The following is a 19,632-nucleotide window of genomic DNA, read 5'->3' on the forward strand; positions in this document are numbered from 1 at the left end:
GCCCGCAGCACGCCAGGTGCAAGTGCTGGACATTGGGCCGACTACAATGGCCGCATGCAGATCGGCCCCTATCTGATCGACCCGCCCGTGGTGCTGGCCCCGATGGCCGGCGTCACCGACAAGCCGTTTCGCCTGCTGTGCAAGCGGCTGGGCGCGGGCCTGGCCGTGTCGGAAATGACCACGGCCGATCCCAAGCTGTGGCATACGCGCAAGTCGCTGCACCGGATGAACCACTCGGGTGAACCGGAACCGGTGAGCGTGCAGATCGCCGGCGCCGATCCGGTGGTGCTGGCCGAAGCCGCGCGTTTCAACGTGGCCAACGGCGCGCAGATCATCGACATCAACATGGGATGCCCGGCCAAGAAGGTATGCAACGTGTGGTCCGGCTCGGCCCTGCTGCAGGACGAACCGCTGGTGGCGCGAATCTGCAAGGCGGTGGTCGATGCCGTCGAGGTGCCGGTGACGCTGAAGATCCGCACCGGCTGGAACCGCGACAACAGGAATGCGCTGCGCATCGCCCGCATCGCCGAGGACTGCGGCATCGCCGCGCTGGCCGTGCACGGCCGCACCCGCGCCGACAAGTATGAAGGCGAAGCCGAGTACGACACCATCGCCGCAGTGAAGGCCGCCATCGGCATCCCGGTATTCGCCAACGGCGACGTGACCACGCCGGAGCGTGCCCGCCACGTGCTCGCCGCCACCGGCGCCGACGCGCTGATGATCGGTCGCGGCGCGCAGGGCCGGCCCTGGATCTTCCGCGAGATCGCCCACTTCCTGGCCACCGGCGAAAAGCTGCCCGAGCCCACGCCGGACGAAGTGGCAACGATCCTGCTCGGCCATCTGGAACACCTCTACGCGTTCTACGGCGAACACGCCGGTGTGCGCATCGCGCGCAAGCACCTGGGCTGGTACGCCAAGGACCGCCCCGAGAACGCCGCCTTCCGCGAGGTAGCCAATCGCGCCGAATCAGCGCAGGAGCAGCTGCGCCTCACCCGCGATTACTTCGCTGCGCTGGCGGCCGGCGTGGCGATGGCGGCCTGAGCGGCGCAAGCCGCTCTCAGTGTTCCGTGGCGTGAAATCCGTAGTCGGCCAGCACCGGCCTGAGTGCCGCGATCCAGATCGCGTAGCCGGCCGGCTTCATGTGCAAGCCATCGTCGCGCAACAGCTCCGGTCGCGGTTGGCCGTGCGCATCCAGCATCTTCGATGCGGTGTCGACATAGCGCACGTTCTTCTGCGTGGCGGCCCAGCGCCGGATGCCCTGGTTGGCCTCGCGCATGGCCGGCCACATCGTCCATCGCGCCACGCTGGGCTTGATCGAGATGAAAGCCACCGGCACGCCCGGCAGATCGCGGCGCACGCGTGCCACGAAGGCCTTGAATTCGCCGATCACCTGCTGCGGTGAATCGCCACCGGCGATGTCGTTGTCGCCCGCGTACATCACGATCAGGCGCGGGTGATAAGGCGTCACGATGCGATCGGCGTAATAGGTGGCATCGGCGATGGCCGAGCCGCCGAAGCCGCGGTCGATCACCGGCACGCCGGGAAAGTCGTGGGCCAGCGTGGGCGCCCAGAAACGGATCGACGAACTGCCGATGAACAGCACGCCGTGTTGGGGCGGCGGGTCGACGCGATCATGCGCGACGAAGGTGGCGATGTCGCTCTTCCAGTGCGCAGGCGGCGGCACCTGCGCCACCGCCCAGGCTGACATGGCGAGCAATGCAAATGCGGCAACCAGCCGCGGGACGATGCCGCGAGTGCGCAGAAGATTCATCGAAGATCACCCTGGCGGATACACGGCCTGATTATGCACCGCCGCGCAAGTTGCCCGCGCCGTGATCAGGCCGCCAGTTCCTCGCAGGTGGCCGAGGTCAGGCGCAGGCGCGGGGGAACTTCGGCCAGCAGCTCGCCGTGATGGCTGAGCAGGCGCAGCACACCATCCGCGTCTTCGGTCAATGCGGTCAGGCTCTCCACCCAGTCGCCATCGTTGGCATATACCAGTCCGTCGCGCTGCATCAGTCCGGCACGATGAATGTGCCCGCAGACGATGCCGTCGAGCTGGCGCCGCGCGGCATCATCCAGCCCGGCCTGCACAAAGCGCGCGATATAGCGTTCGGCGGCGCCGCTCTGTCGCTTCACGAATGCCGACAGCGACCAGTGCCGCTGGCCGAGCCGTCGCCGTGCCAGGTTCAGCAAGCGGTCGCAACTGAGGATGCGGTAATAGATCCAGTCGCCCAGGCGTTCCTGCAAGCCGCCGAACTGGGTGACGTTGTCGTAGTCGTCGCCGTGGGTCACCAGCAGGCGCCGCCCGTCGGCGGTCTCATGGATCGCGCGCCGCCGCACGCGCATGCCCGGCACCATCAGGCCACAGAGGCGACGCACCGGCCGGTCGTGATTGCCGGGCACGTAGATCAGCACCGTGCCGCGCTGATGCAAGGCATGCAGGGCTTCGATCACGCGCGCATGGGCGCCGTTCCAGCGTGTACGTCGCCGGGCAATCCACCAGAGATCGACAATGTCGCCCACCAGATAGAGCCGTTCGCAGCGCAAGCCGTCGAGAAAATCCGCCAGCTCGGCCGCATGGCAGTGTTTGGTGCCCAGATGCACATCGGAGATGAAGACAGCCCGCAAGCGCCGCTCGCCTGGGGTTGTCACGCGCTTCATGCCGCCGCGCCTTGCCGATTTTCGAGATAACGCTGGCGTTTGCGTGGTCGCAGCCGCTCCAGGTCCACCTCGATCAGGCCATCGATGGAACCGCTGAAATCCGGATCCACGCCGAAGGCGAGGAAGCGCGCACCGCCGGGTTCGCACAGCTCGGTGTATTGCTTGTACAGCGTCGGCACCGAGGTACCAAGCCGGTCCAGCGCGACCTTCAGCGCACCGAAGGCCGTAGCGCTGTCGAGTCCGTCAAACGCCGGTGCTGCATGCTTGAAGGCGAACGGACGACGCGCGCTGGCCAGCGCCTCCCCGCTGCCGTAGAAGCATCGGTAATAGGCCACCACCTGTTCGCTGGCGCGACGTGGCAACGCGGCGCTGATCGACACCGCACCATAGAGATAGCGCACGCCCGGATAGCGACGCAGGTAGGCACCGATGCCCTGCCACAGATAGTCGAGGCTGCGGCTACCCCAGTAGTCCGGCACCACGAAGCTGCGCCCCAGTTCCAGGCCAGCGGCAAGCCGCGGCACCGCCGCGTCCGCATAACGGAACAGCGAGGCCGTGTACAAGCCGGCCAGACCGGCACTTGCCATCGCTGCGGCACCGCGCATCACGCGATAGGCGCCGGCGATGCGCGCGGCGCTCGCGTCCCAGACCAGGATGTGGTCGTAATACGCGTCGTAGGCATCGAGATCGCGGCTGCGCCCGGTGCCTTCGCCGACTTCGCGGAAGGTCAACTCGCGCAGCCGGCCGATTTCCTGCAGCAACGGCGAACCGCCGGCATCACGCGCCATGCGGATCTGCTTGCCGTCACTGGTGCTGCCGAGCAGTTCGGTGGCCGCCACGGCCGCCGCCAGCACGCGGGCATCGATAGGCGTCGCCAGTGGCGCGGGACCGGCCACGGTGACAGCCTCGCCGCGACCGGTCGCATACAGCGCCTGGCGAATGCTGCCGATTGCCGCCCGTTCGTCCATGTCCGCCGCGATCGACAGCGGCATGCCGACGTGCAAGCGCACCGGCTGACGCCGCCGCGCGAATATTTCCCGTGGCAGCAGGGCGGTCGATGCCGGACGACAGAATGCCGAGACGCCGTAGAACAAGGCGGAGTTGCGCGCCTCGATGCGCACCGGCAACACCGGCACCCCGGCGCTTCGCGCAAATCGCAGGAAGCCGGGTTGCCAGCGCGTGTCGCGCACGCCACGCGGCCCCAGTCGCGACACTTCGCCGGCGGGAAACACCACCACGCATTGTCCGTCGCGCAGCGCGCGCCGCACCCGGCGAAGATCGGCCACGCCGGCGCCGCCGCCGAACACGCGCACCGGCAGCAGCAGTTCCGACAGGGGGTCGATCAGGGTCAGCACGTCGTTGGCGACGATCCGCACGTCCTGGCGGACCTGGCCCAGCATGTCCAGCAAGGCCATCGCGTCGAGGCCGCCGCAGGGATGGTTGGCGACCACCAGCAATCCTCCGCGTGACGGAATGCGCGCCAGGCTCGCCGGGGTGACGGCGTGGTCCGTGACCAGTCGCCGCACCGCGGCATGGACAAAGTCGAAGCCGCGCAGATGGCCATGCTCGGCCATGAAGGCGTCGACATGGTCGAACCGCGACCAGCGCGCCACGGTGCGCAACAGTGGCGCTGCAAGGTGCCCGCGACGTCCGCGGAACCAGTCTGGATAACGTTGCTGCAGACGCTGTTCGATGGCTTGCATGTCGGTACCCGTCGGCTTGGCCCGTCGCAAGATTGCGCGATTTCCCGGACGCTGGCGTTGCGCCCATGCGTCAACGGCGTGACAGCGCCTCATGCTCCAGGCCAGCGATCAAGGGAGGGCTTGCAGCGCAGCCATCACGGCGTTTGACAGATGGACGTCCATACGTCTAATCTTCGCCACGCCAAGGTTTTCATCCCTTTATCCGAATAGAGAGATGAAATGAAAAGGGAAGCCGGTGCGAATCCGGCGCTGCCCCGCAGCGGTATGTGGAAACGACCCCCGCCATCGCACTGGGCCAGGAAATCTGGTTCGGGAAGCGGCGGGCATTAGGCGGCTCAGGTGTCCTGAGCCATATCCACGAGCCCGAAGACCTGCCTTGGCCGAAGCGCGCCCCGCAAGGCCGCGCCTCGTCCGGCCTGGGTTTCGTGGCGGGAAGGCGGTCGCCTGGCGACGCAGTCCTGCCATGTGGCCCGGTTCGCCCGCGGGGGCGAAGGTCGACGCTTGCGCCCGCCTCACGGCACGCAATCGCCCTTCGTTCCTCTTTGCACCATTACGCAAGAGGAATTCCACATGACACGCACCACCTGCCTCGGCTTTCCGCGCATGGGTCGCCGACGCGAACTCAAGCGCGCCCTCGAAACCTACTGGCGCGATGGCAACGCCGCCGCCCTGCTCGACACCGCCCGCGACCTGCGCGCACGCCACTGGAATCTGGCCCGTGACGCCGGCGTCGACAGCGTGCCGGTGAACGACTTCTCGCTGTACGACCACGTGCTCGACACCGCCGTGCTGTTCGACGCCGTGCCCGAACGCTACCGCGCCCTGCTCGCCGCCGATCCGCTGGCCGGCTACTTCGCCATGGCGCGCGGCGGCGATGGTTTGCACGCGCTGGAAATGACCAAGTGGTTCGACACCAACTACCACTACCTCGTGCCCGAACTGCACGCCGGCCAGCGCTTCCGCCTCGCCGGCGACAAGCCGCTGGCCGAATGCCGCGAGGCGCAGGCGCTGGGCCTGGACGCGCGGCCGGTGCTGCTCGGACCGGTATCGTTCCTGAAACTGGCCAAGACTACCGACGGCAGCGATCCGCTGGCCCTGCTCGATGCATTGCTGCCCGCCTACATCGCGCTGCTGGAAAAACTGCACGAAGCCGGCGTGGCCTGGGTGCAGCTGGACGAGCCCTGCCTGACGCTGGACCTGGACGCGCCCACGCGCCACGCCTACGCCACCGCGTACGCGGCGCTGGCACTCGGTGCGTCGCCGAAGCGCCTGCTTGCCACCTACTTCGGCGCGCTGGACGACAACCTTGCGTTGGCCACCGAATTACCGGTGGACGGCCTGCATATCGATCTGGCCCGCGCACCGGAGCAGCTCGACGCGGTGCTCGCCGCCCTGCCTGCCGAGCGCGTGCTCAGCGTCGGTGTCGTCGATGGTCGCAACATCTGGCGCAGCTCGCCACGCAAAGTGCTGCCGTTGCTGCACAAGGCGCTGGACAAGCTTGGTCGCGATCGCCTGTGGCTGGCGCCATCGTGCTCGCTACTGCATGTGCCGCTGGATGCCGGACAGGAAACCGGCCTGCCCGACGAGCTGCGCGGCTGGCTCGCCTTCGCCGTGCAGAAGCTGGAGGAACAACAGCTCTACGCCCGCGCGCTGGATGGTCAGGACGAGGCCGCGCAAGCGCTGCAGGCACAGGCCGCTCGCCTCGCCGACCGCGCCAGCGCCGCCGGCGTGCAGCGCAACGACGTCCGCGCCCGCCTGCACGGCCTCAGTGCGCAGGCGGCGCAACGCCGTTCCGCCTACCTGCACCGGCGCGCCGTGCAGGCCGAAGTGCGCCCGCTGCCACTGCTGCCCACCACCACCATCGGCTCGTTCCCGCAAACCGAAACGCTGCGTCGCGCCCGCGCCGATCATCGCGCCGGCCGCCTCGACGACAAGGCCTACGAACAGGTGCTGGCCGACGAGATCCACCAGGTATTGCAGCAGCAGGAAGCGGCCGGCCTCGACGTGCTGGTGCACGGCGAGCCCGAGCGCAACGACATGGTGGAATACTTCGGCGAGCAGCTCGACGGCTTCGCCTTCACCCGCCACGGCTGGGTGCAGAGCTACGGCTCGCGCTGCGTGAAACCGCCGATCATCTGGGGCGACGTGGCGCGTCCCGCACCGATGACGGTGCGCTGGTCGAGCTACGCCCAGTCGCTGACCGAGAAGCCGGTCAAGGGCATGCTTACCGGTCCGGTGACGGTGCTGCAATGGTCGTTCGTGCGCGACGACCTGCCGCGCGAAACCGTCTGCCGCCAGCTGGCCCTGGCCCTGCGCGACGAAGTGCACGACCTGGAAGCTGCCGGCATCGGCATCATCCAGATCGACGAACCAGCCCTGCGCGAAGGCCTGCCGCTGCGCCATGCCGAGCAGGCGCATTACCTGGACTGGGCCGTCACCTGCTTCCGCATCACCGCCGGCGGCGTGGCCGACGCCACCCAGATTCACACCCACATGTGCTACAGCGAATTCAACGCGATCATCGATGCGGTAGCCGCGCTGGATGCCGACGTCATCTCGATCGAAAGCAGCCGCTCGCGCATGGAACTGCTCGACGCCTTCGAGCGCTACCGCTACCCGGGCGGTATCGGGCCCGGCGTGTACGACATCCACTCGCCGCGCGTGCCCGGCCGCGAGGAAATGGCCGACTTGCTGCGGCTGGCGCTACGCGTGCTCGATCCGGCGCAATTGTGGGTGAATCCCGATTGCGGACTGAAAACCCGCGGCTGGGCCGAGGTGACCCCGGCGCTCAACGCGATGGTCGCTGCCGCGCGCGAGGTTCGCAGCGAACTGGAGGTCGCCGCCTGAATCACCCTCTCCACTGATGCACCTTGGGGCGGCCAGGGATGGCTGCCCTCGGAGACTCGCGGGAGTAACATGAACGAAATCAACCCGGCCGATGCTTCCCGATGAAATTCCCGGCCACAGGCTGTATCATGTCCAACCCCTTTCCATCTCTTTATCCGTAAAGAAGGATAAATGCCGCGATGAGCAACTTCCTCTTCACCTCCGAATCGGTCTCCGAAGGCCATCCGGACAAGGTCGCCGACCAGATTTCCGACGCCGTCCTCGACGCGATCATCGCGCAGGACCCGCGCGCCCGCGTGGCCTGCGAAACCATGGTGAAGACCGGCGTCGCGATCGTCGCCGGCGAGATCACCACCAGCGCCTGGATCGACCTGGAAAGCCTGACCCGCAAGGTCATCCTGGACATTGGCTACAACTCCAGCGAAGTCGGCTTCGACGGCGCCACCTGTGGCGTGTTGAACCTGATCGGCAAGCAGTCGCCCGACATCAACCAGGGCGTGGACCGCAAGAAGCCCGAGGAACAGGGTGCCGGCGACCAGGGCCTGATGTTCGGCTACGCCACCAACGAAACCAGCGAGTACATGCCCGCGGCGATCCACTATGCGCATCGCCTGGTGGAGCAGCAGACCAAGATCCGCAAGAAGAAGAACTCGCCGCTGCCGTGGCTGCGCCCGGACACCAAGAGCCAGGTCACCCTGCGCTACGAGGATGACAAGGCGGTCGCCATCGACGCCGTGGTGCTGTCCACCCAGCACGATCCCAGCGTGAAGCAGAAAGACCTGATCGAGGCTGTGCGCGAGTACATCCTGAAGCCGGTGCTGCCGGCCAAGCTGCTGCACAAAGGCACCAAGTTCCACATCAATCCGACCGGCAAGTTCGTGATCGGCGGACCGGTGGGCGACTGCGGCCTGACCGGCCGCAAGATCATCGTCGACACCTACGGCGGCTGGGCCCGTCACGGTGGTGGCGCGTTCTCCGGCAAGGACCCGTCGAAGGTGGACCGTTCGGCCGCCTATGCCGCACGCTACGTGGCCAAGAACATCGTGGCCGCCGGCATTGCCGACCGCTGCGAGGTACAGGTGAGCTACGCCATCGGCGTGGCCGAGCCAACCTCGATCTCGGTCACCACCTTCGGCACCGGCAAGATTCCGGACGAGAAGATCGAAAAGCTGATCCGCAAGCACTTCGACCTGCGCCCGTACGGCATCATCAAGATGCTCGACCTGATCCACCCGATCTACCAGCAAACCGCCAGCAACGGCCATTTCGGCCGCAAGCCGGTGGAGATCAAGGGCGCCAACGGCGAAAGCTACACGGCGTTCTCGTGGGAGAAGACCGACAAGGCCGAGGCGCTGCGCGCCGATGCCAAGCTGAAGTAAGCAGCTCGCCGCTGCTGCACGAAAAAGCCCGCGGCTTGCCGCGGGCTTTTTCTTTGTATCGAAGGCAGAACCGGCGCGGCGGCTCAGCCGTCCGTATCGCGACGCGAGGCCACTTCAACCGGCCGGTGCGAGCGATGCCGCGAGGCAAGGCGAACGGAATGCTTCTTCGCATGCCGCGCAGCGATGCGGCGACACTCGGCAACCGAATGGTGCCTCTTGCACGCGCGACTGACGGCCGCCACCTGCACATGATGCGCATGTGCGCGACGCCGGCGATGCATCGGCATTCCCGGCACCGGATGCGCCTCGGCCGCCGGAATCGGCGACAGTTCTTCCAGGATGTGCAATGCACGGCTGGTGCCGCGCTCGCCCGCCGCCGCAGCAACCAGCTCGGGCGAGGTCGAGCGCCCTTCGAAACCGTCATCCAGCAACTTGGCCATCAGGTCGTCACGAATCGCCGCCGTGCGGCTGCCCAGCACCACGCCGAACAGGCGATGGCCATTGCGCACCGCCGTGGACGCCAGGTTGAAACCCGAGGCGTCGGTGAAACCGGTCTTCAGGCCGTCCATGCCCGGGTAGCGGTACATCAGGCGGTTGTGGCCACGCACGATGTGCCCGCGGAAAGTGAATTCGCGCGTGGCGAAGAAATGCGCGTACTGCGGAAAGTCGCGATACAGCGCCATCGACAACCGGACCAGATCGTGCGCGGTGGACACGTTACGCGGGTCCGGCAGGCCCGAAGCGTTGTCGAAGTGGGTGCCGTCCATGCCCAGCAAGGCCGCCTGCGCATTCATCATTTCGGCGAAATGCGGCTCGCTGCCACCGATGGCTTCGGCCACTACCGTGGCTGCATCGTTCGCCGACTTGGTGACGATACCCAGGATGCAGTCGCGCAAGCTGATGGTCTCGCCACGACGCAGGCCCAGCTTGGTGGGCGCACGACTGGCCGCCCACGCGGACACCGGCAGTTGCTGGTCGAGCTTCAGGCGCCCGCTCTTCAAGCCCTGGAAGGCGAAGTAGAGAGTCATCATCTTGGTCAGCGAGGCGGGATAGTTGCGCTGGTCGGCGTTGACCTGTTCCAGCACCTTGCCTGTCGATGCGTCGACCACGATCGCCGCATAGCCGGCATGCGCCTGGCCGGCGAACGCGCCCAGGCCCAGCATGCACAACAGCGACAGCAACGCACCGCGCATGCCGCCGGTGGCCCGCAGCCACACTCTGGATCCGATGCTCACCCGACGCCCTCGCAGCCGAACCGCGGCAACCTCCGCGTGAGCGCAAGATAGCGCGCGGCGGCGACGATAGCCAGAGATCGGACATCAATTAGTTTCGTTAAGTTGATGTTCTTTCAAGTATTACTCAAACCGCCACCTCAACTTCCGCCGATCGTGGCACGCAGTTATCCCGTGCAGACCCGCTAGAATGGGCGGATGTCCCTGATCCAACTTCAACACGTCGATTTCAGCATCGGCGGCCCCCTCCTGCTCGAAAACGTCGATCTCTCGATCGAGGCGAACGAGCGCGTATGCATCGTCGGTCGCAACGGCGAAGGCAAGTCCACCCTGATGAAGCTGATCGCCGGCGAGCTGCATGCCGACGACGGCGAGATCCGGGTCCAGAACGGTGTGGTGATCGCCCGCATGGCGCAGGAGGTGCCGCAGGATACGTCCGGTACCGTATTCGACGTGGTCTCCGAAGGCCTCGGCGATCTTGGCCGTCTGCTGGCGCGCTATCACCACCTGATCGCCGAAGGCGACTTCGACGCGCTCGGCGACGTGCAACAGCAGATCGAGGCGCAGCACGGCTGGGATCTGGACCGCCGGGTCGGCGAGGTCATCACCAAGCTGGAATTGCCGGCCGAAACCGATTTCGCCGCACTGTCCGGCGGCATGAAGCGCCGCGTGCTGCTGGCCCAGGCGCTGGTGCGCAAACCGGACGTGCTGCTGCTGGACGAACCAACCAACCACCTCGACATCGAGGCGATCGGCTGGCTGGAAAACTTCCTCAAGCAGTTCGGCGGGTCGATCCTCTTCGTCACCCATGACCGCAGCTTCCTGCAGGCGCTCGCCACGCGCATCGTGGAGATCGATCGCGGCCAGCTCACCGACTGGCCCGGCGACTACGCCAATTACCTGCGCCGCCGCGAAGAACGCCTGCACGCCGAATCCCAGGCCAACGCGTTGTTCGACAAGAAGCTGGCGCAGGAAGAAGTGTGGATCCGCCAGGGCATCAAGGCCCGGCGCACCCGCAACGAAGGCCGCGTGCGCGCACTGAAGGCGCTGCGCGTGGAGCGCGCCGAGCGACGCAACCTGGGCGGCAACGTCAAGATGAATGCGGCCAATGCCCAGGCCTCGGGCAAGAAGGTGATCGATCTCGAACATATCACCCAGGCCTACGACGGCCGCGTGCTCATCGATGACCTGTCCACCACCATCATGCGCGGCGACCGCATCGGCATCGTCGGCCCCAACGGCGCCGGCAAGAGCACCCTGCTCAAGATCATGCTGGGCGAACTCAAGCCGCAACGTGGCGAAGTCACCCTGGGCACCAGCCTGGAGATCGCCTACTTCGACCAGCACCGCGCCCAGCTCGACGACCGCTTGAACGCGCTGGACAACGTGGCCGAAGGCCGCGAGTTCATCGAGCTCAACGGCCAGCGCAAGCACATCATCGGCTACCTGCAGGATTTCCTGTTCTCGCCCGAGCGCGCGCGCGCGCCGATCACCCGCCTGTCCGGCGGCGAGCGCAACCGCCTGCTGCTGGCCAAGCTGTTCGCGCAGCCGTCGAACCTGCTGATCATGGACGAACCGACCAACGACCTCGACATCGAGACGCTGGAACTGCTGGAAGAACTGCTCACCGACTACCAGGGCACCCTGCTGCTGGTCTCGCACGATCGCGCCTTCCTCGACAACGTGGTGTCCAGCACCCTGGTGCTGGAAGGCGAAGGTCGCGTCGGCGAATACGTCGGCGGTTACACCGACTGGCTGCGCCAGCGTCCCGCCGCCGCGGCCGCCGTCGCGGCGGCCACCGCGAAACCGGGCCTCTCGCGCGAACAGCCTGCCGCAGTCGCGACACCGAAGCGCAAGCTCAGCTTCAAGGATCAGCGCGAACTGGAACAGTTGCCGAAGCGAATCGAAGAACTGGAAAACGCGATCGCCGCGCACGGCGAGGCGATGAATGATCCCGCCTTCTTCAAGCAGGACAGCGCCACCATCACCCGCGCCAACGAGGCGGTCGCGGCATTGCAGGCGGAGCTGGATGCCGCCTATGCGCGCTGGAGCGAACTGGACGGCTGAACCTCGCGGATGGCCTGACCACTCTGGTTTCCATGTGGTGACTTAACGCACAAAGGCCCGATCATCCTGATCGGGCCTTTGTCGTTTCTTGCCGGGGAAACAAGGAAGCGCTCAGCACTTCATCGCTTGCCCGTTGTCTGGCTTGGCGTTAGCCGCCGCTCCAACTGGCCTTCAGCGAGACGCCGCTGTACGCCTGATAGCCTTTCAGCATGACGTAATACGTCCCCGCCCGGACTTGCCCGAAGGTGCAGCTCTCGTTGTTGCCATTGCGATACGGGCGACAGTCGTAACTGCTGCTGGTGGGCGTGGCACCGAAGCGTACATAAAGGTCCACGTCGCCGCTGCCGCCATTGCTGGCGATGGCCAGGTTGCTCGCGCCGGCCGGCACGATCACCTTGTACACGGCGGCACTGCCACTGGCGCCACTCAACCCGGTTTTGGCCACGCCGTTGACCAGTTCGTCGTCGGCCGGCGGTGGCGGTTCGCTGCCGGTGGTCCAGCTGGCCTTCAGCGTGACACCGCTGTACGCCTGATACGCACGCAACTGCACGTAGTACGTGCCGGCCTGCGGATTGGCGACCGTGCAACTTTCGCTGTTGCCCGAGCGATACGGTCTGCAGTCATAGTTGCTGCTGGAGGGCGCAGCGCCGTAACGCGTGTACAGATCCACGTCGCCACTGCCGCCACTGGTCGAAATCACCAGGTTGCGTGCGCCGGCCGGCACCTCGACCTTGTACAGCACGGTGCTGCCGCTGCCACCGGACAGGCCGGTTTTCGGCACGCCATTGGCAAGCACGTCATCGCCGGAGGGCGGGGGCGGCGTGTCGTCACCGCTGCCGTTGCCACCGAGTTCCACCGCAAAGGCCAATGCCAGCCGCGTGAACTTCAGCGCGTGCTGCGCCTGGTTGCCGGAGTTGGCATAGGTGTCCTTGCTGGAATGGATGTACGGGTTGTCATCGCCCAGACGCGACTCGAACGGCATCGAGGTGGCGTAGCCCTGGTTGTGCCAGGAGGCGTGGTCGGAACAGCCGTAGCCGCACTTGTCGTGCATCACGCTGAGTTGCGGCAGATAGGTGTTGGCCAGCGACTCGACGAACTGGTTCTGCTGCGCGTCGGTGTAGTCGTCCTCCAGATAGATGTCGCCGGCCGAGCCCTTGTAGTTGGTCATGTCCAGCTGCAGCATGCCGACCACGTCGATGTTGCGATTGGCGTAGTCACTGGCGATGTAGTTGGAGCCGTACAGGCCGAACTCTTCGCCCGCATAGGCCATCAGCTGGATCGTCCGCGCCGGCTTGTAGCCATTGGCCAGCAGCACGCGCAGGGTCTCGGTAAGACCGGCCACGCCGGACGCATCGTCATCGGCACCGGGGGCGCGCGAGGTTTCATGCGGCTGTCCACCGGCATCGTTCCAGTTGACCGTGTCCAGGTGTGCACCCAGCACCACGATCTGGTCGGGCTTTTGCGTGCCGGTGATGGTCAGCACCACCGAGGCCTGCCTGTCGCTGCCACGGAAGACCTGCTTCACCGAGATGTCGGATCGGCCGGCCGCCATGCTCTGCCATTTGTCCTTCAGCCAGCTCGATGCCTGCGCACCGGTGCTGCCGTTGTAGTAGCGGTTGTTGAAGTCGGCCAGCGACTGGATCGTGTCGGTGATGTTGGCCGCCGTCTGTTGCGCGATCCACGGCTTCACCAGCGTCTGCTGCGTGATCGTGTAGTCGGGGCGGGTCAGGCCGGCCAGTGGCTGGCGCGGTTGCAAGGCGGCGCGGGCCGCGTCGAGCGAGTCGTAGGTGATGTATCCCGCGCAATGGTGCAGTTGGCGATGCACCTGTGCCGAGAGGCCGCCCAGCACGCGTTCATCCACCGGCACGATGTGGATCCTGTCCACATTGACCAGGCCTTTGTTGGTGGTGCCGTTGGCCACGTAACGGCTTTCCAGGCTGCGCGCGGCCGGGTCCACCTGCTGCAGCACGTTGTAGGTGTTCTGGTCGACCGTCAACCAGACGGTCTTCGGCGTGGCTGCGCTGGCGATGCCCCCACACAACGCCAACGGCAACAATCCCCATGCAATCCCATGTCTGAGTTTCATATTCCATCCCTAAAGAAATGACAGACGCCATGCGCCCCCTGCGCATGGCAGATACCGCGCCTCCTCCCCCGCGACCGCGGCCGGTAAACCTAAACATGCACGCCGAGGAATACATCGCCCCTGCGCAGGCGAATGCTCGCGAAGGCGAACTGCATCGCAATTTCTTGCACATCAATTCGCAAAACCGTGCGCTGGCGCAGCAGCACGAAACGAGGGCAGGAACGGCTCGCCGCAGGCCTCGCTCGGGCCGGTTCGTCACGTCGATCCGCAGGCGTATCATCGAAGGGTTATCCCTGTGGACGATCGCCATGTACACGCTCTACTACGCTCCCGGCTCGGCCAATCTGGTCGTGCATCTGGCCCTGCTCGAAATCGGCGCGCCGCATACCCTGGAGCGAATCGATTTCGCTACCGACCAGCAACACAGCGCGGCCTATCTGGCGATCAACCCGCATGGCGTGGTGCCCACCCTGGTGATCGACGGCGTGCCCCATGGCGAGGCACCGGCGCTGGCAATGCTGGTGGTCGAGCGGCACCCCGAAGCCGCACTGGCGCCCGCTCCGGGCAGTGCGCAACGCGCCGATTACCTGCAGTGGATGTTCTATCTGGCCAACAACCTGCAACCGCTGTTCCGCCAGATGTTCTTCCCCAACGACCACCTGCCCGAAGCGGCCGACTCGCTCAAGCAGGCATCGCGCATCGGCATCGAGAAATGCTGGTCGTACATCGATGCCCACCTCGCGGCGCACGGCCCGTACATGCTGGGCGAGACGTTCAGCGTGGTCGACTTGTACGTGCTGATGCTGATGCGCTGGTCGCGCAACATGCCGAAACCGGCGACGGAATGGCCGCACCTGGCTGCGTTCGCCACCCGACTCAAGGCGCGCCCATCGTGGAAGCAGGTCTGCGTTGCCGAGGGCCTGACCGAGTGGGCTTGAGACTCGTTGCGTGAGCGCCGCCCCAAACCCCGATGCATGGGCCGTCTACCTGCTCGAATGCATCGATGGTCGCGTCTACACCGGCATCGCCCGCGATCCCGAACAACGCTACGCCAAACACCTGGCCGGCAAGGGCGCACGCTTCACCCGCTCCAACCCGCCACGGCAGTTGCTGGGCTGGGTCTGGGTCGCCAGTCACGGCGATGCACTTCGCCTGGAAATCGCCTGGAAGCGACTCCCTCGCGAGGAGCGCATTGCCGCACTCCACGCCCACGCCCCGCCCCACCGGTAGGAGCTCGCTCGCGGGCGATGCTTTTGCTCTGGCGCTCTCCGAACCGGAAAACAACAGCATCGCCCGCGAGCGGGCTCCTACAGCATCGGCGGGACCTCTCGATCGAGCCAGATGGCATTCCAGTAGGAATAGTCCAGCGCACTTTTCGCGAGTCCAGCCCGTATCGGATTGGCAACGATATATCGAGCGATCCGCCGGACATCCTCGTCAGCGCGAAGCGCGTGGTCGTGAAAACTGCGATCCCAGACTCGCTGATTTGTGACACTCGACGCGTGAAGTGCGCGTGTCACATTCGCCTTGAAGCGGTTGATCACGCGCGCAAGCGGTTCGTTACCCAACTGCAGCAGGCCATGCCAGTGATCCGGCATCAACACCCACGCAAACAGACTGGCATCTCCCCACGTTGTCGCCGAATGGATTACGCCACTGGCGATCCGTGCACGCGCCGGAGCCACAAACAGGCGCTGACGGCGATACGTCGTCGTGGTCAGCAAATAGACCTGCCCCGGAACAGACACGCGCCCATGGCGCAAGACACAGCGACCGGTGGCAGGAAAGGCAGGCATGTACCCATGTTGCCCGCTTCCAACTATTGCGAGCATCGCCAGCAGTACTTCTTTCACGTCAGTATCCGACGCCACATCATGTAGGAGCCCGCTGGCGGGCGATGCTTTTGCTCTGGCTCTCTGGAAAAAGAGCATCGCCCGCGAGCGGGCTCCTACAATGGCGGCAACGGCAACCAAAGCTGCGCGACGGCGCCGGCGGCATCGTCGCGTGCAAGCAGGCTGACGCCGCCTTCGTGCGCCTCGGCAATCTGTTGCGCCAGCGCCAGGCCGATGCCGGAGCCGCCGGGCTTGGTGGTGAAGAACGGCACGAACAGGTTCTCGCTGGACGGTGGACCGGGACCATCGTCCTCGACTGCCACAATCGCGCGTCCGGCTTCGCGATGCCAACGCACGCGTACCTCACCGCCGGTGGTCAAGGCCGCTTCCACCGCGTTGTGCAGCAGGTTGATCAGCGCCTGTTCGAGCTGGTCCGCATCGGCCTGCACGGCCAGCGATTCGCCGGGTTCAACCCGCACCGGCAGGCGCTGCTCCAGCTTCGCCAGCTTGCCGACCAGTGCCGCCAGATCCAGTGGGCGTGGTTGCGGGGGCGGCAGTCGCGCCAGTCGGCTGTAACTGGACAGGAAGCGTCCCAGCGCCTCGGCGCGATGACCGATCAATTCCAGGCCGCCCTGAAAATCCTCGCGCCAATCGTCGGGCAGCGGCTCGCGTGCCACCAGCGTGGCCAGCGTGCCGGCCATCGACTGGATCGGCGCCAGCGAGTTGTTCACCTCGTGGCCGAGCACGCGCAACAGACGCTGCCAGGCCTGGCGCTCCTCCTCGCGCAGTACACGGCCGACGTCGTTGATCACCAGCAGTCGGCCGCCACGACCGCCACTGCGCAACGCCGCCTGGCGCACTTCGAAACGACCGTTGCGCCCCGGGAACGTTCGCGCGAGCAATTGCGTGTCCGGTCCATCAAGCAATGATTCCAGGCCCAACTCGGCGGCAGTCCGACCGAATACGCGATCACGCGACGCATCCAGCAACTGCTGCGCTGCTGGGTTGGCCAGGCGCAGGCGTCGCTCGCTGTCGAACACGAATACCGCGCTGTCCAGCGCGGCCAGCGTCTTGCCCAGCAGATACGAGGATTCCTCGAACTCCAGTCGCTCGTGCTGCAGTCGTTCCGCCAGGGCATTGATGTCGTAGATCACGTCGCCTAGCACGCTATTCGAGGCGCCGCGCAAGCTGTAGTCGCCCTGGCGCAACGCTTCCAGCAGGCTGGACAAGGTGTACAGCGGATAGCTGACGCGACGGTGATGCCAGCGTGCCAGCCACAGCGTGACCACCGCAGCGACAATCAGCAGTGCCCAGCGCAATGTGACGTTCCACGGCCCGGACAGCAGCAACGCGCCCACCAGCAACCACGCTGGCGCGGCGACCAACAGGCCGCCCAGCAACACGCGCCGTTCGAAGCGCGGCATGCGTCCGGCGCGTTGCGCGTGGGATTCAGTCGGTGGCGTCATCGTTGTCGGCGTCGCGCAGGTCATGCTTTTCCAGCCGACGATACAGCGACTGGCGAGTGATGCCCAACGCGTCGGCGGCGTGCTGCAGGTTGCCATCGTGGCGCTCCAGCGCGCGCTTCACCAGCCACGCTTCGGCCTGCTCCAGCGTCATGCCGTCGATATCCTGCACCGGTTCCGGCGGCGCACCGAAGGACAGCGCGCCGGCGCTGACCTGATCGTGTTCGGCCAGCAGCGCGGCGCGCTCCATCAGATGTTGCAGCTCGCGCACATTGCCGGGCCAGCGCCACGCCATCAGCGCACGCTCGGCCGACGCGGCCAACTGCAAACCGTCGCGGCTATAGCGCGCGGCACTGCGTGCGAGGAACGCGCGCGCCAGCGGCAGGATGTCCTCGACGCGTTCGCGCAGCGGCGGCAGGCGCACTTCCAGCGTGTTCAGGCGATACATCAGGTCGCGCCGAAAACGCCCTTCCGCCACCTCGGCCGCCAGATCGGCATTGGTCGCCGAAACCAGTCGCACGTCCACCCGTTGCGTGCGCGAGGAACCCAACCGCTCGAACTCGCCGTCCTCCAGCACGCGCAGCAGTTTCGGCTGCTGCGCGGCGGGCACGTTGCCGATCTCGTCGAGGAACAGCGTGCCGCCATCGGCCAGTTCGAAGCGCCCGATGCGCTCGCCCTTGGCGTCAGTGTAGGCGCCACGCACGTGACCGAACATTTCCGACTCGAACACACTTTCGGCAATGCCGCCCATGTTGACCTTGACCAGCGAACGCGCGGCACGTGGCGACAGCGCGTGGATGCGCTCGGCGATCACGCCCTTGCCGGTGCCGTTCTCGCCCAACACCAACACGTTGGCATCACTGGAGGCAATGCGATCCACCATCGCCAGCACGCGCCGCATCACCGGGGATTCGGCGATGAAGGCGTCGCCCGAGCCGCCACGCAGCAACGCGTTCTCCGCCTCTAGCCGACGCTGCTTGCGCGCCCCCTCGCCCAGCGCCATCTGCACACGCAGCACGCTGAGCAGGCGCGCGTTGTTCCACGGTTTCTCGATAAAGTCGGCGGCGCCGCGACGCATCGCCTCCACCGTCAGCGGCACGTTGCCCCACGCCGTCATCGCCACCACCGGCAGCTCGGGTGCGAGCTGGCGCAGGCGTTCGAGCAAGTCGAGCCCCTCTTCGCCGGACGTGGTGTCGCGGCTGTAATTGCAATCGATCAGCGCGCAGGCGAACTCCCGCTTGCGTACCGCCTCCAGCGCCGCCGCCGGATCGGCCACGCCCACACTGGCGATACCCTCGGCCTTCAGCAAAAGGCGCAGCGCCTCGCGCACGTCGGCCTGATCATCAGCCAGCAGAACGGTGGGTTTCGAATCGGACATCACGTACACAACTCCGTGGGATCAAGCCCGCAACCGCACACAGCGTACCGGGCCGGCGACGCAAAAGCAGTGCCCGAGGAGCCCGGACGGGTGAAACGCAAGGGACGCGCTACCGCCACCCGGAAGGCTCGCGCTCCACCCACAATGCAGGGGAGTGGCGCGGTCTTTCAACGCCGCGCCAAGCCTGCCGCAAGATGGCCGCTGCCATGCCTGTCCGGTTTCGATGACCCAGGCCCCTCCCTAGCCCTCCTAGCCCTTTGCCGCCTTCTCCACACCGTCCGCTGCCAACGTGCGCTGCACCTTGCCCTGCGCGTCGAGGAACTGGATCGAGGCCTTGCCGTCTGGCGTAACCAACAACATCAAGCGAGGCTTGCCATGGGCATCGTTGAGCATCACCACCGAGCTGTCACTCATGGTCTTGCCGGCATAGTAACGTGGAGCGCCGTAGTAGCTCTTGCTCTCGCGCTCGGCCAGCAGTGCGTCACGCGCCTTGGCGGGCATCGCGTCGAGCTTCGGCTTTTCCTGGATGTCCTGCACCATCGGCCGACTTGGCACATCATTCACCTGCATGCCGGCGTAAGTGCGGCCGTCCTGGTCCAGGCCGATCAACTGCAACTGCTGGTCCTGCTCGTAACGGTCGAAGCTGAGACTGAGGCCGCTGGACACGTTGCCATCCGCCCCCTTCTTGCCGGCGAAGATCAAGCCACCCTGTTCGGTGCCTTCGTTGTTGTAGAACAGCATGCCGGCACGGGACCGCGGATGCGGGTACTCCTTGCCATGCAGGATCAAGCCGGGAAAGCGGGTCTGGTCGGAGATCACCATGCGCAGCGTGCCGTCCGGCTCGCGTACGTTGATGCGCTGCACGTCGATGCTGTCGAACTTCGCGTTCATCGGCGAACGCGCACCGGTGAGGATCAATACCGCGAAGGCAGCGGTAAGCACGGTGGCGTAAACGCCCAGATAGGTTTTCGGCAACTTTGGCAC

15 protein-coding genes and 1 riboswitch are annotated in these 19,632 nt (G+C 66.1%); of the genes, 6 read left to right on the forward strand and 9 right to left on the reverse strand.

Features of this window, described 5'->3' with window-relative positions; genetic code table 11:
- The first annotated feature begins 54 nt into the window (after positions 1 to 54).
- A complete protein-coding gene (gene dusB, locus AB7849_RS13465; RefSeq protein ID WP_369501158.1) occupies positions 55 to 1,041 on the forward strand; it encodes a tRNA dihydrouridine synthase DusB in 987 nt (328 codons plus the stop codon).
- 16 nt (positions 1,042 to 1,057) lie between these two features.
- Here the strand turns inward: dusB and AB7849_RS13470 are convergent, their stop codons facing one another.
- The 3 genes from AB7849_RS13470 to AB7849_RS13480 form a co-directional block, all read right to left on the reverse strand.
- The gene (locus AB7849_RS13470) at positions 1,058 to 1,771 is read right to left on the reverse strand and encodes an SGNH/GDSL hydrolase family protein (protein WP_008210898.1); all 714 of its coding nucleotides are present in this window, start codon (positions 1,769 to 1,771) and stop codon (positions 1,058 to 1,060) included.
- A gap of 65 nt (positions 1,772 to 1,836) precedes the next feature.
- Positions 1,837 to 2,661 (reverse strand): UDP-2,3-diacylglucosamine diphosphatase, encoded by an 825-nt coding sequence (locus AB7849_RS13475; RefSeq protein ID WP_008210905.1) that lies wholly within the window; start codon positions 2,659 to 2,661, stop codon positions 1,837 to 1,839.
- Complete coding sequence (locus AB7849_RS13480; RefSeq protein WP_081491742.1) at positions 2,658 to 4,364, reverse strand: lysophospholipid acyltransferase family protein; 1,707 nt, start codon at positions 4,362 to 4,364, stop codon at positions 2,658 to 2,660. The genes AB7849_RS13475 and AB7849_RS13480 overlap by 4 nt, the downstream gene beginning before the upstream one ends.
- A 167-nt stretch (positions 4,365 to 4,531) precedes the next feature.
- A riboswitch (cobalamin riboswitch) is annotated at positions 4,532 to 4,757 on the forward strand.
- A 177-nt stretch (positions 4,758 to 4,934) separates the two neighbouring features.
- Between AB7849_RS13480 and metE the strand changes: the two genes are divergently transcribed.
- Both metE and metK read left to right on the forward strand, forming a co-directional pair.
- Positions 4,935 to 7,211 carry a 5-methyltetrahydropteroyltriglutamate--homocysteine S-methyltransferase gene (gene metE, locus AB7849_RS13485; protein ID WP_369501160.1) on the forward strand — a complete coding sequence of 759 codons (2,277 nt, stop codon included), beginning with the start codon at positions 4,935 to 4,937 and terminating at the stop codon, positions 7,209 to 7,211.
- A gap of 179 nt (positions 7,212 to 7,390) precedes the next feature.
- Positions 7,391 to 8,590: a methionine adenosyltransferase gene (gene metK, locus AB7849_RS13490; RefSeq protein ID WP_008212563.1), complete on the forward strand. Its 1,200-nt coding sequence runs from the start codon at positions 7,391 to 7,393 to the stop codon at positions 8,588 to 8,590.
- Between the two features lie 83 nt (positions 8,591 to 8,673).
- Here the strand turns inward: metK and AB7849_RS13495 are convergent, their stop codons facing one another.
- The gene (locus tag AB7849_RS13495) at positions 8,674 to 9,825 is read right to left on the reverse strand and encodes a D-alanyl-D-alanine carboxypeptidase family protein (RefSeq protein WP_245735028.1); all 1,152 of its coding nucleotides are present in this window, start codon (positions 9,823 to 9,825) and stop codon (positions 8,674 to 8,676) included.
- A 195-nt stretch (positions 9,826 to 10,020) separates the two neighbouring features.
- Here AB7849_RS13495 and AB7849_RS13500 point away from each other — a divergent pair, with 195 nt between their 5' ends.
- Positions 10,021 to 11,889, forward strand: a complete 1,869-nt coding sequence (locus AB7849_RS13500; protein ID WP_369501161.1) for an ATP-binding cassette domain-containing protein — start codon at positions 10,021 to 10,023, stop codon at positions 11,887 to 11,889.
- A gap of 148 nt (positions 11,890 to 12,037) precedes the next feature.
- Here the strand turns inward: AB7849_RS13500 and AB7849_RS13505 are convergent, their stop codons facing one another.
- Positions 12,038 to 13,975: a M20/M25/M40 family metallo-hydrolase gene (locus AB7849_RS13505; RefSeq protein WP_037098273.1), complete on the reverse strand. Its 1,938-nt coding sequence runs from the start codon at positions 13,973 to 13,975 to the stop codon at positions 12,038 to 12,040.
- Between the two features lie 308 nt (positions 13,976 to 14,283).
- Here AB7849_RS13505 and AB7849_RS13510 point away from each other — a divergent pair, with 308 nt between their 5' ends.
- Positions 14,284 to 14,913 carry a glutathione S-transferase family protein gene (locus tag AB7849_RS13510; RefSeq protein WP_037098279.1) on the forward strand — a complete coding sequence of 210 codons (630 nt, stop codon included), beginning with the start codon at positions 14,284 to 14,286 and terminating at the stop codon, positions 14,911 to 14,913.
- 10 nt (positions 14,914 to 14,923) lie between these two features.
- On the forward strand, positions 14,924 to 15,205 hold the full coding sequence (locus AB7849_RS13515) for a GIY-YIG nuclease family protein (protein ID WP_008208346.1): 282 nt from the start codon (positions 14,924 to 14,926) through the stop codon (positions 15,203 to 15,205).
- 77 nt (positions 15,206 to 15,282) lie between these two features.
- On the opposite strand, the gene AB7849_RS13520 is transcribed toward AB7849_RS13515, so the two are convergent.
- From AB7849_RS13520 to AB7849_RS13535, 4 genes are all read right to left on the reverse strand, one after another.
- Positions 15,283 to 15,828 (reverse strand): REP-associated tyrosine transposase, encoded by a 546-nt coding sequence (locus tag AB7849_RS13520; protein ID WP_343122203.1) that lies wholly within the window; start codon positions 15,826 to 15,828, stop codon positions 15,283 to 15,285.
- Positions 15,829 to 15,923: 95 nt separating this feature from the next.
- A complete protein-coding gene (locus AB7849_RS13525) occupies positions 15,924 to 17,273 on the reverse strand; it encodes a sensor histidine kinase (RefSeq protein ID WP_008207917.1) in 1,350 nt (449 codons plus the stop codon).
- Positions 17,257 to 18,648, reverse strand: coding sequence for a sigma-54-dependent transcriptional regulator (locus tag AB7849_RS13530; protein WP_008207915.1), 1,392 nt, complete (start codon positions 18,646 to 18,648; stop codon positions 17,257 to 17,259). The genes AB7849_RS13525 and AB7849_RS13530 overlap by 17 nt, the downstream gene beginning before the upstream one ends.
- A 249-nt stretch (positions 18,649 to 18,897) precedes the next feature.
- Positions 18,898 to 19,632: a hypothetical protein gene (locus tag AB7849_RS13535; RefSeq protein ID WP_008207913.1), complete on the reverse strand. Its 735-nt coding sequence runs from the start codon at positions 19,630 to 19,632 to the stop codon at positions 18,898 to 18,900.

Origin of the sequence: Rhodanobacter sp. FW021-MT20, assembly GCF_041107475.1 — a bacterium.
Classification (GTDB): domain Bacteria; phylum Pseudomonadota; class Gammaproteobacteria; order Xanthomonadales; family Rhodanobacteraceae; genus Rhodanobacter_A; species Rhodanobacter_A glycinis.